This is a genomic window from Loktanella sp. M215, from assembly GCF_021735925.1.
Classification (GTDB): domain Bacteria; phylum Pseudomonadota; class Alphaproteobacteria; order Rhodobacterales; family Rhodobacteraceae; genus Loktanella.
In genome coordinates, this window is the sequence record NZ_WMEA01000008.1 from 1 (window position 1) to 12,286 (window position 12,286).

At 65.6% G+C, this 12,286-nt stretch carries 11 protein-coding genes; all 11 read left to right on the plus strand.

The features are described 5' to 3' along the window. Positions 1-930 (plus strand): ATP-binding protein (locus tag GLR48_RS24570; protein ID WP_237066744.1); only part of this gene is annotated, 930 nt, incomplete at its 5' end. 212 nt (positions 931-1,142) lie between these two features. After that, on the plus strand, positions 1,143-2,723 hold the full coding sequence (locus GLR48_RS24575) for an ATP-binding protein (protein WP_237066746.1): 1,581 nt from the start codon (positions 1,143-1,145) through the stop codon (positions 2,721-2,723). Between the two features lies 1 nt (position 2,724). Next, a complete protein-coding gene (locus GLR48_RS24580; RefSeq protein ID WP_237066748.1) occupies positions 2,725-3,108 on the plus strand; it encodes a response regulator in 384 nt (127 codons plus the stop codon). A 179-nt stretch (positions 3,109-3,287) separates the two neighbouring features. Next, positions 3,288-3,569, plus strand: a complete 282-nt coding sequence (locus GLR48_RS24585) for a FeoA family protein (protein ID WP_237066750.1) — start codon at positions 3,288-3,290, stop codon at positions 3,567-3,569. Between the two features lie 22 nt (positions 3,570-3,591). After that, entirely contained in the window at positions 3,592-5,466 is a 1,875-nt protein-coding gene (gene feoB, locus GLR48_RS24590) for a ferrous iron transporter B (RefSeq protein WP_237066752.1), read from the plus strand. A gap of 115 nt (positions 5,467-5,581) precedes the next feature. Next, positions 5,582-6,562, plus strand: coding sequence for a cytochrome c oxidase subunit II (coxB, locus tag GLR48_RS24595; RefSeq protein ID WP_237066754.1), 981 nt, complete (start codon positions 5,582-5,584; stop codon positions 6,560-6,562). Next, complete coding sequence (ctaD, locus tag GLR48_RS24600; RefSeq protein ID WP_237066756.1) at positions 6,559-9,129, plus strand: cytochrome c oxidase subunit I; 2,571 nt, start codon at positions 6,559-6,561, stop codon at positions 9,127-9,129. Before coxB ends, ctaD begins: the two co-directional genes overlap by 4 nt. Next, positions 9,126-9,524: a hypothetical protein gene (locus GLR48_RS24605; protein ID WP_237066758.1), complete on the plus strand. Its 399-nt coding sequence runs from the start codon at positions 9,126-9,128 to the stop codon at positions 9,522-9,524. The genes ctaD and GLR48_RS24605 overlap by 4 nt, the downstream gene beginning before the upstream one ends. Then, on the plus strand, positions 9,521-10,078 hold the full coding sequence (locus GLR48_RS24610; protein WP_237066761.1) for a cytochrome c oxidase assembly protein: 558 nt from the start codon (positions 9,521-9,523) through the stop codon (positions 10,076-10,078). The genes GLR48_RS24605 and GLR48_RS24610 overlap by 4 nt, the downstream gene beginning before the upstream one ends. Further along, positions 10,075-11,136 (plus strand): c-type cytochrome, encoded by a 1,062-nt coding sequence (locus GLR48_RS24615; protein ID WP_237066763.1) that lies wholly within the window; start codon positions 10,075-10,077, stop codon positions 11,134-11,136. Before GLR48_RS24610 ends, GLR48_RS24615 begins: the two co-directional genes overlap by 4 nt. A 117-nt stretch (positions 11,137-11,253) precedes the next feature. Continuing rightward, the gene (locus tag GLR48_RS24620) at positions 11,254-12,216 is read left to right on the plus strand and encodes a pirin family protein (RefSeq protein ID WP_237066765.1); all 963 of its coding nucleotides are present in this window, start codon (positions 11,254-11,256) and stop codon (positions 12,214-12,216) included. Positions 12,217-12,286 lie beyond the last annotated feature (70 nt).

Here is a 12,286-nt window from a genome sequence, read left to right on the forward strand (position 1 = left end):
ATCAGCCTGGTCAACGATATCCTTGATCTGGAAAAGATCAGCGCCGGCAAGATGGAGTTCAACATCAAGCGCCACGACGCCGCCGCTCTGGTCGCCGAAGCGCTGGAAAACAACCGCCCGCTTCTGTTGCGCAACAAGCTGACGTTCCGGGTCGTGGACCGGTCCGACGGCGCCCAGATCCTCGTCGACTCCGACCGGATGGCGCAGGTCCTCAGCAATCTTCTGTCGAACGCCTGCAAGTTCGCCCCACCCCGCAGCGCGATCCTGGTCGAGATCCAGCGCAGCGACAACATGGTCCGTTTCAACGTCACCGATCGTGGCCCCGGCGTGCCGGCCGCCTTTCGCAGCCGCATCTTCGGCGCCTTTTCGCAGGCGGACAGTTCGGACACCCGGCAGAAGGGTGGCACCGGTCTGGGCCTGAACATCTCTCGTCAGATGGTCGAGAAGATGGGCGGAGAGATCGGCTTTGACAGCGAACCCGATGTGCGAACCACGTTCCATTTCACCTGCCCGCAGGCCGGCCTGCCGCAACCGCAACCGGACGTGCCACAGGCCACGACAGACGCGCAGTCCAAAAAGGCCGTTCTGCACCTGGAGGATGATGAAGATTTCGCGGAAGTCATCGTCTACGGTCTGTCGGATCTGGCTGACATCACCAAGGCCGCGACATTGTCAGAGGCGCGGCTGCGCATGACGGAACGGAATTATGACTTGATCCTGGTGGACTGGGTGCTGCGCGACGGGGACGTCTCCAGCCTGCTTGACGAACTTCTCATCGCACAACCCACCGCACGGATCGTCGTCTTGTCCTCCTCGGACACGGCAAGGGCCGAAACACGCGTGGATCTGGCGATGACGAAATCCCGCGATGGCCTGCCCGGCATCGTCGCCAATCTCAAGCAAGAGATGATGAAAACGGCCGCAGCCTGACAAGATGGCCCCTGGCGGCACGGCCCTGCATTTCACTTCGCAGAGCCATAAACTTGCCTCAAACCGATTTTAATAAAAACATCAGAGTAAAAGTGGACGGCCTTGCAAACCGAACTCTTGTCAGACCTTTATCGCAGGACGACTTTTTTATGCGAGCTTCTGTTTCATCATCACGGTTCGCTCTGCGATCTGTCACAGCCGGCGCAGCCGGTGTGCTCATCTATAAAACGCAACCCTTCAGCCACCTCGACGCAACCTCTGCCAGCGTGATCGCATTGACGGTCGGACTGGTTGGACTGGCCGCCGCCCCGCGCCGCGCCGCCGGACCCGCGACGGTCGTCGCAGCAAGCCCGGTGAAACAGGACGTCGCAGCGCTCGATATCCACGCCATCGTCATCAGGACCGACGAACAGGGTGAAATCCGCCACGTCAACGACCGCTTCCTCGCTCTGACCGGCTATGAACGTAACGCAATCATCGGACGCCCGCTGGCGGTGCTGCATCACCCCAAGGACACCGAACCGCAGGCTCAGGCGGCAAAGGCCTTGGCCGCGGGCGACAGTTGGTCGGGCGAAACCCGGATTGTCGGCAAGGACGGCATCGTGCTGTGGACCCGTGCCACCGCCCTGCCCGATCTGGACGCCGACGGCCGGCGCTGCGGGACGTTGCGGGTTTATTCGGACATCAGCCGCCAAAAGGAATCACTGGCTGCCCGCATCGCCACCGCCAGCCTGAACCTGCTGACCGAACCGGTGTTCATGATCAGCACCGACAACTATGAACTGACCTTTGCCAACGATGCGGCCGCGAAGCTGTTCGACTGGAACCGCGACGACATGTCGGTGATCAACGTCAGATCCCTGCCCCTCGATTGCGACCGTGCCGCCGTCGGCCGGCAGATCGCAGCATTGCTGGCCCACGAAATCAACAGCTTTACCTTCGAAGCGATGCACGATGACACGCCTTTCCGCGTCGACGTCCAGTTGGTCGAACACCCCGAGATCGGCGCGCGAGTCTATGTCGTCCTGCGCGATCAGGTGGCGATCAAGGCCGCCGGGCGCGCCAAGGACGAGCTGGTCGCGACCGTCAGCCACGAATTGCGCACGCCGCTGACCTCGATCAAGGGGGCGCTTGGCCTGATCCGCTCCGGTGTTGCGGGCGATCTGACCGACAAGATCCGCGACCTGCTGGACATTGCCTATCGCAACGCCGACCGACTGGTGTTGATCGTGAACGACATCCTCGATCTGGAAAAGCTGGCGGCCGGTCAGATGGACTATGACATGCGGCGGCAGGATCTGGTCCAGACAGTGAAAGAGTCGATTGCCGCGAACGAGGCCTTCGCCACCCGCTTTGGCGTCTCGATCCGGCTGATCGCCCCGGCTGCGCCGGCCATCGTCTGCTATGACAACGACCGCATCCATCAGGTGATGACGAACCTCATTTCAAACGCCTGCAAGTTCTCGGCCACCGGGACCGAGATCGAGATCAGTATTGAATCCGTGGAACAGACGCTGCGCATCAGCGTGGCCGACAAGGGCATCGGCATCCCCGCCAGTGCGCTGGAACGAATCTTCGACCGCTTTACGCAGGTCGGCAAGACCAGCCGCGCCCGTCAGGGCGGCACCGGGCTGGGCCTGAGCATCGTCAAGGGCATCGTCGAAAGCCACGGTGGAACTGTCGTCTTGTCCAGCGTCGAAGGTCAGGGCACTACTGTCACAATTACCCTGCAACGCGCATCTGACGCGGAACATCTCGCGGTCCCGCGCCGCGCCACCGGAGCTATGAGCTGACATGTCCCCTGCCCCGATCCGCCTTCTGCACGTTGAAGATGACCTCGACATCCTTGAAATCGCCTCCATGTCGCTTGAAATGGCGGGCGGTTTCGACGTCAGGCAATGCGAAAACGCCGCCGAAGCGCTGCGCGTCGCGCCAAACTTCAAGCCCGATGTCATGCTGTTCGACATGATGCTGCCTGAAATGAGCGGCACGCAACTGCTGTCCGCGATCCGTCTCGTGCCCGGCTTTGCCGACATCCCCGTCATCTTCATGACCGCGCGCGCGCAGCCGCACGAGCGGCGCGACCTGATCGACCGGGGCGCGGTCGAGGTGATCGTGAAACCCTTCGATCCGGTCAAGCTGGGCGATCAGATCCGGGACATCCTCGCCACCTGCTGACCACGGCTGTCCCTGCCGCACGGCCCCATCGACCGTCGCCATCCTGACGCCACGCAATCCAAGAATTTCAGTCGGGATTATATCTTGACTGTTTTACTTTGGGGGGCGTAGACAAGGCGTGCCGACGAGATGAACCCCGCCGTGCTTTGGCCACATCCGGCCCCAGGGACACCTTCGTCATGGCCCACGACCTGCCGCATTCGTCCACGTTGCCCCAGTTTCTGGGTGCCGCGTCCAAAGGCTACGCCGGGCAGGTGCAGGCCATTGCGGTCGCTGACCTGCGGTCCAGCCTGTCGGCCACGGAAATGGAGCGGCGTCTGATCGAGCTGGGCTTCGTCGAAGGCGCGCGGGTCCAGATCCTGCATCAGGGCCTGTTCGGACGCGACCCGATCGCCGTGCGCGTCAACGGGTCCACCGTGGCCCTGCGCCGCCGCGAGGCGATGGCCATTCAGGTCGCATAGAACTCAATCGGGACCTTTTCCCATGGCGGACGGCTCACCCCCCCATGACCTGCGCTTTGCCATTGTCGGCGCGCCGAACTGCGGCAAGACCGCTGTCTTCAACGCCCTGACCGGCGGCCGGCAGAAGGTCGGCAACTACGCCGGCGTCACGGTCGAGCGCAAATCAGGCAAGGCCCACACACCCGCCGGGCGCACGCTGAACATCATCGACCTGCCCGGCACCTATTCCCTGCGCGCCCGCAGCCCGGACGAGGAAGCCACCCGCGACGTCGTCCTCGGCACCCACCCGGGCGAGGCCGCACCGGACCTGCTGCTGGTCGTGGCCGACGCGACCTCGCCCCGGTCCGGCCTGCGTCTGGTGATGGAACTGCGTCAGGTCGGGCGGCCCATGATCCTTGTCATGAATATGATCGACATCGCCCGGCACCGGGGAATCACCGTCGATCTGGACCGGCTCAGCCGCGATCTTGGGATTCCTGTCGTCGCCTCGACTGCCGTGCGGCGCGGCGGGCAGGACGATCTGTGGCAGGCGCTGGATGCCGCCGTCGCCGCCGGCATCGCCCCCGCGCAGGACAACCGCTGGACCCCGCCCACCGCCGCCGATCTGCGCCAGTCCCAGCGGGCCGCGGACGCCCTGATCGCCGCCGCCGTGATCCAGCCGGACAAGCCCGATACCGTGACCAACCGCATCGACGGCGTGCTGCTGCACCCGGTCTGGGGGCTGGTGATCCTGCTGGCGCTGCTGTTCGTCATGTTTCAGGCCGTCTTCAGCTGGGCCACGCCCGCGATGGACGCGATCGCCTGGGTCTTCGCGCACATCAGCCTTCTGATCGGTCAGATCCTGCCACCGGGCCTTGTCCAAAGCTTCCTGCGTGACGGCGTGATCTCTGGCGTCGGCGGTGTCCTCGTGTTCCTGCCGCAGATTCTGATCCTGTTCCTCTTCATCCTCCTGCTCGAGGATCTCGGTTACATGGCGCGCGCCGCCTTCCTGATGGACCGGATCATGGGCGGCGCGGGCCTGCATGGCCGCGCGTTCATCCCACTGCTGTCCAGTTTCGCTTGCGCCATTCCCGGCATCATGGCCGCGCGCGTCATCGACAACCGCCGCGACCGGCTGACGACGATCCTCGTCGCACCGCTCATCACCTGTTCGGCGCGCATCCCGGTCTATACCCTCATCATCTCGGCCTTCGTCCCCGCGCGGCAGGTCGCGGGCGTGTTCAACCTGCAAGGCCTCGTGATGTTCGGCCTCTACGCTGCCGGGATCATGGCCGCCCTTGGGGCTGCGGCAGTGGCAAAGTTCGTGTTCTGGCGCGAACAACTCTCGCCGCCCTTCATGCTGGAACTGCCTGATTACAAGATGCCCCGCGCCCGCGACGTGGGCCGCGGCCTGATGACCCGCGCGCGGATCTTCATCAAGCGGGCGGGCACGACGATCTTTTCGATGACGGTCCTGATCTGGGTGCTGGCGACCTTTCCCCGCCCGCCCGCAGGCGCCACCGAACCCGGCATCTTCTACAGTTTTGCCGCCATGATAGGCCACCTGATCGAACCCGTGCTGGCCCCCATCGGGTTCAACTGGCAGATCAGCGTCGCCCTGATCCCCGGCATGGCCGCGAGAGAGGTCGCTGTCTCGGCCCTTGGCACCGTCTATGCCATCCAGGGCGACAACGGCCTGATCGGCCAGACCCTCGCCAACAGCTGGAGCCTTGCAACAGCCCTGTCGTTCCTCGTGTGGTACATCTTCGCGCCGCAATGCGCCTCGACCCTCGCCGTGATCCGGCGCGAGACGGGCGGCTGGACGTGGATGTGGGTGACCTTCGGCTACATGCTGGGGCTGGCCTATCTGGCGTCGTTCCTCACCTACCAGATCGCCGTCATTCTTGGCGCAGGTTAAGGCCCGGACAGAAAACTGCGCCGCCCCTCTGGACGGCATCCGGCGGTCGTCTAGTTTGCTGAGGTAACGCGACCGGGTCCACCGGGACGATAGGCCACCGGGGACTCAGCACTTCATGACATTCAAACCGTTCGCCGCCCCGACCGCGCTGCTGGCCCTTGGCGCCTGCGTCGGACGGCAATCGGTCCTTGATCCGGCCGGGCGCGATGCGAACACGCTGCTGACGCTTTTCGCCGTCATGCTGGCCGGGTTGATCGTGCTGTGGCTGGCGGTGAACGGCATGATGCTGTTCTTCAACAAGATCAGCACGCGCCACTATGACGAATCCACCGCCCGCAAGCTGATCGTCGGCGGCGGCATCGTATTGCCGACGCTGGTGATCGCCGCCCTGCTTGCCTGGGGCCTGTCGATCATGCCCGACCAGCGCGCCCCCGGCGACGGGTTGCGGATCAAGGTCACCGGCGAACAATGGTGGTGGCGTGTCGAATACTGGCCCGAAGGCGCCGCCACGCCCATCGTCGCCGCCAACGAAATCCGCCTGCCCGTGGACGCGCGGACCGAATTCAACCTGACCAGCGCCTACGTCATCCACTCCTTCTGGATCCCCGCCCTGGGGGGCAAGATGGACATGTTCCCGGGCCGCGAGACGATGATCTCTCTGGAACCGACCGAGGCCGGCACCTTCCGCGGCCAATGCGCCGAATTCTGCGGCGCGTCCCACGCCCAGATGGCGTTCGATGTCGTGACCCTGCCGCAGGACGACTTCGACGTCTGGCTCGCGGCAGAGGCCGCCCCGGCCATGGCAACCGACGGTGCACAAGCGCAGCGCGGGGCCGAGGTCTTCCTCGCGGAAGGCTGCGGTGCCTGTCACGCGGTCCGTGGCACCGAGGCCGTGGGTCAGGTCGGCCCGGACCTGACCCATGTCGGCAGCCGCAAAAGCCTCGGCGCCGGGGTGCTGGAACCCACCATCGCGAATATCGCCGACTGGATTGCCCATACGGACGACCTGAAGCCCGAGGTGGAAATGCCCGCCTATACTGACATGCCCGAGGACGACCTGATGGCGCTGGCGACTTACCTGAAGGGCCTGAAATGAAATACTCCGGCACCCACCGCCCGCAGCCCGAAGGCATCTGGCCCCCGACCGAGGACATGCTGGCCGCCCCCGTCGATCGCGCGGAACAGGCCAAGCGCGAGGACCGTCTGCGCAGGGCCTGGGATGAACCCACCGGCATCGCCTACTGGACTGCCGTCAACAACGACAAGGTCGGCGCGTGGTATTCGCTGACCGCGCTCTTCTTCATGCTCTGCGCCGGGGTCTTGGCGCTGCTGATGCGGGTGCAGCTGGCGGTGCCGGACAACCAGTTCCTTGACGCGGACCGGTTCAACCAGTTCTTCACGATGCACGGCTCCGCGATGATGTTCCTCTTCGCCGTCCCGATGTTCGAGGCGATCTCGATCCTCGTCCTGCCCGCCTTCCTCGGCGCGCGGGACATGCCATTTCCGCGCCTTTCGGCCTACGGCTACTGGTGCTTCCTGATCGGCGGCGTGTTCGTCATGGGGTCAGTGCTGTTCGACAGCGGCCCGCGCGGCGGCTGGTTCATGTATCCGCCCCTGTCCACGATGGACGAAGGGGTGGGCGCGGACATCTGGCTGCTGGGGTTGTCGTTCATTGAGGTCGCCTCCATAGCCGCCGCCGTCGAACTGATCGTCGGCGTCCTGAAATGCCGCCCGCCCGGCATGCGCGTCAACCTGATGCCGCTTTACGCGTGGTATGTGCTGGTCGTCGGCGGCATGATCCTCTTCGCCTTCCCGCCCCTGATCGCCGGTGATTTCCTGTTCGAGATGGAGCGCAGCTTCGACTGGCCCTTCTTCGACCCCACCCGCGGCGGCGATCCGATGCTGTGGCAGCACCTGTTCTGGATCTTCGGCCATCCAGAGGTCTACATCATCTTCCTCCCCTCCATCGCCATCGCGGCGATGGTGGTGCCGACGGTCGCGCAGCGTCCCATCGTCGGCTATTCCTGGATCGTGTTGTCAGCGGTCGGCGTCGGCTTTCTAAGCTTCGGCCTCTGGGTCCACCACATGTTCACGACAGGCCTGCCCACCATCTCGCTCGGCTTCTTTTCCGCCGCGTCAGAGGCGGTGGTGATCCCCACCGGCATCCAGATCTTCGTCTTTGCCGCCACCTTGATGGTCGGCAAGGTCAAGAAATCCCTGCCGATGCTCTGGATCGCGGGCGCGCTTGCGATCTTCACGCTCGGCGGCCTGACCGGCGTCATGCTGGCGATCGCGCCCTTCAACTGGGCCGTCCACGACACCTATTTCGTCGTCGCGCACCTGCATTACACCCTCTTCGGCGGCATGATCTTTCCGGTGATGGCGGGGGTCTATTACTTCTATCCCTTCATCCGGAAGGGCAAGATGATGTCAGAGACGCTGGGCCGCTGGTCGTTCTGGCTGATCTTCACAGGCTTCAACGCCGCCTTCCTGCCGATGCACTATACCGGCATGATGGGCATGCCGCGCCGGGTCTATACCTATGGCGAAAGCATGGACTGGGGCTGGCTGAACATGCTGTCCACGGTCGCCAGCTTCGTCATCGCGGCAGGCTTCGTGGTCTTCGTCGTCGACCTGTTGCGCCCTAAAAAGGATTTCGAGGGCCGCCAGCGCAACCCATGGAACGCGGGCACGCTGGAATGGGCACACGACATCCCGGAGGAGAACTGGGGCACCCGCACGATCCCCTACATCACCACGCGCTATCCCCTGTGGCAGCAGCCGCAGCTGGTGGAACGGTTGGACGCGGGCCGCTTCTACCTCGGCGACACCGAATTCGGCCATCGAGAGACGCTGGTGACCTCCGTTCTGGACGCCAAACCGCTGCACATCCAGCGCGTGACCGGACCGTCTTACATCACGATGCTGGCGGCGGCCTTCACCGGCGGCGCCTTCATCTTTCCGACGTTCCACATCTACGTACCCGCGATCATCTGCGGTGCCTTCGCGATTGTCTGCGTGCTCTACTGGCTCTGGACCTCCACCGCGATCATCCCCGACGCGCCCATGGGCGATGTCGGGCTGGATTTGAAGCTGCCGCGCTACGCCTCCGGCTCTGACGCGCCGGGCTGGTGGGCGGTCTGGATCACGATGTTGGGGGATGCGACGGCCTTCGCCTCGCTGGTGTTCGGCTTCTTCTTCTACTGGACCGCCAGCGATAACTTCCCACCCCAGGGCGCCACCCATGCCAACGGCACGATGGTCGCCGCCTTCGCCGTGCTGCTGTCCTTGTCATGGGTCGCGACCCGGGTCGCCCGCGGCGTGCACCGGGACGGCAACGTCACCCTTGGCCGCCTCCTGATGGCTGCCAGCATCGCGCTGACGCTGGCGGGCGGGGCTGCGGTCTACGGCGCGGTCAGCGCCCTCAACCCCACAGAGCATGTCTATCCCGCCCTGATCTGCGGTCTGGCCGTCTGGCTTGGCGCGCATCTGATGCTGGGCGTGATCGGTCAGGGCTACTGCCTCGCGCGGTCGCTGGCAGGCAAGATGACGCCGCTTTACGATGCGGACCTGCAGAACGTCACCCTGCTCTGGCACTTCATCGCGCTGCAATCGCTGGTGACGGCGGCGGTGATCGGCCTGCTGCCGGGGTGGATGTCATGAAGGTCCAAAGCCGTAGCGAGTTCGGCACCGGCGTCGGCACCCTGCTGAAGATCACCCTCGCGCCGACGATCTGGGCGTTCCACTTCGTCATTTGCTACGCCGCCACCGCCGTCTGGTGCACCAAGCTGACCGCATCGGGCGATACCGTCACGCTCCAGACCTGGTTGATCGGCGTCACTGTCGCGGCGCTGGCGGGCATCCTGCTCTGCGGCATCACCGGCTGGCGCGCCTGGCACAAGGGCGGCTACGGAGAGGATGGCCACACCCCTGGCATCGGCGACACCGAAAGCCGCCAGCGCTTCCTCGGCCACGCCAGCGTCCTGCTCAGCGTCGTGTCCTTCATCGGAGTGATCTTCGTCATCGCCCCCGTCCTGCTGATCGGCACCTGCGCATGAAAGCCGTCGGCATCCTCGGCCTCGCCCTGCTGCTCGCCATCTGGGTCTGGCCGTGGGAGGGTTGGGTTGGCCTGTTCCCCGCCCACATGGTCCGCCACATGGGGCTGGTCGCCATCGCGGCCCCCCTGCTGGTGATCGGCTTTCCCAAGGCCACGCGCGTCTTCGCCATCTCGCCCCTCGCCGCCACGGTGTTCGAGTTCGTCACCGTCTGGGGCTTCCACCTGCCCGCCCTGCACGAAGGCGCCGCCTTCAGCACCCCTGCCTTCGTCGCGGAACAGGCGCTGTTCCTGCTCGCTGGCCTTTGCGTCTGGGCCGGGTGCCTGCGCGGCGGCGGGCTCGCGGGCGCGGGTGGCCTCTTGCTGACCTCCATGCACATGACTCTGCTGGGCGCGCTGCTGACGCTGGCCCCGCGCGTCCTCTACGTGCCGGGCTGCGTCGGATCGCTGGCAGAGCAACAGCTCGGCGGCATGATGATGCTGGCGATCGGCACACCGATCTATCTGGTCGCAGGCCTCTGGCTGACCGGCGGCGCTCTCAAGGAGGAAGCGGCATGAAACGCGTTCTGCAGACCCTCGCCGTGCTGGCAGTGCTGGGCATCCTCGGCGGGTCCGCCGTGGTGTTCGGCGGGCTTTACAACGTCTCGGCCCGGCTAGGACATTTCCCCGGCGTGCCATTTATCCTGCACACGACCTTCAACAATTCGGTCAAGCGCCGCGCCCCCGCCGAAAGCGCCGTTCCCGATCTGGACGCCGAAGGGATGGTTGCCCTCGGGGCCAAGCACTTCGACGGCGGCTGCAAGGTCTGCCACGCCGCCCCGGGGCAAGAGCGTTGGGCAATCCCCACCGTCATGGTCCCCGCACCGCCCCACATCACCGAAGCGGTGCAGGACTGGCACCCAAACGAGCTGCACTGGATCGTCGACGAAGGCGTCAAGATGTCCGGCATGCCCTACTGGCCCGCCACGCGAACCGACGACATCTGGCCCGTCGTGGCCTTTCTCGACGCGGTGCAGGACGGCATGACCGGCCAGACCTACGCCGACCTGACAGCACACCCGGCACGGCCCGAGGGCGCACCGGATGCCCTGCCCTACTGCGCCATGTGCCACACCAACAGCGGACGCAGCGACAACCCGTTGATCCCGCGCCTCGACATCCAGCCGCAGGCCTACCTCGAACAGACGCTGCTGGCCTACGCGGACGGCAGCCGCAACAGCGGCATCATGCACGTCGCCGCCTCTCGCGTGACGCAAGCCGACCTGATGGAACTGGCCGCATGGTTCGGATCACAGGACGCGGCCCCTACGACGACAAGCGAGGTCACCGACCGCGATATGATCGCGCGGGGTGCTGCACTGGCGATGCAGGGCACCCGCGACGTGCCCGCCTGCACCTCCTGCCACGGCCCCAAGGCCGGTCCCCGCGCCGCCGACTTTCCGCGTCTGGCGGGGCAAAGCGTCACCTTCCTGTCCGAACAGCTGCACCTTTGGCGCGACGGCACGCGCGGCGGCGGGGCAAAGGCCAACCTGATGACCAAGGCCGCACAGGACCTGAGCGACGACGACATCGCCGCCCTCTCTGCCTGGTTCGCCGCACAGCCCGCGACCCGCTAGGGCATCTGCGCACCGACAGTCTGCGGCAAAGGGGCTTTTCGCGTGAGGCGCGACATGCCACTTTTCGTGCATGCGGCGCACCCTGCCGCGCCCCTCTGCCCGGAAAGGATGCCCGCCATGAGCTGGAGCCCCACCCCCGACCCGACCCTCGGCGACCGCGACAGCGTCAACGCCGTCGACATCCTGATCGTCCCCCGCGCCGTCGATCTGGGAGAGATGACCGTCCGCCGCGCCCTGCCCTCGACCAAGCGGCAGATGGTCGGCCCCTTCATCTTCTTCGACCAGATGGGCCCGGCGGAATTCCTGACCGATCAGGGCATCGACGTGCGCCCGCATCCCCACATCAACCTCGCCACCCTGACCTATCTGTTCGAGGGCGAGATCCTGCACCGCGACAGCCTCGGCACCGAACAGGCGATCAAACCCGGGGCCGTGAACTGGATGCGCGCCGGACGCGGCATCGTCCATTCCGAACGCACCAGCCCCGAACGCAAGCGCGACGGCCAGCGCCTGTTCGGCATCCAGACCTGGATGGCCCTGCCAGAGGACCGCGAGGAGGACGACCCCGCCTTCCTGCACCACGGTCGCGACAGCCTGCCCCACATCGATGCCGACGGCGTCACCGCCCGCCTGATCGCCGGGCAGGCCTTCGGCGAAACCTCGCCGCTGGTCACCGCCTCCGACACGCTCTACGCCGACGTGGCCCTCGCCGCGGGGCGGTCCATGCCGATCGACCCTACGACCGAAGAATGCGCGATCTACACCATATCGGGCGAGATCAGCATCGCCGGCGACACCTTCGGCCCGGCGCAACTGCTGGTCCTGCACCCCGGCGACCGGATCACCGTGCGCGCAGGCTCCGACGCCCGCTTCATGCTGTTCGGCGGCGCGCCGATGGGGGCACCGCGCTACATCTGGTGGAATTTCGTCTCCTCCCGGCTCGAGCGGATTGAGGCCGCCAAGGAGGAATGGGCGCGCGGCCGCTTCGACACCGTGCCGGGAGACGAGGCCGATTTCATTCCTTTGCCCGAAGACATCGGCAAGCCGCGCAAGGCGCAGGGCGGGGTATCCTACCCCTGATCGCTGATGCTGCGAGCCGGGCTGGCATCCCGGCCCGACCTGCCGCATGATCGAGCCATGACGGCCCCAC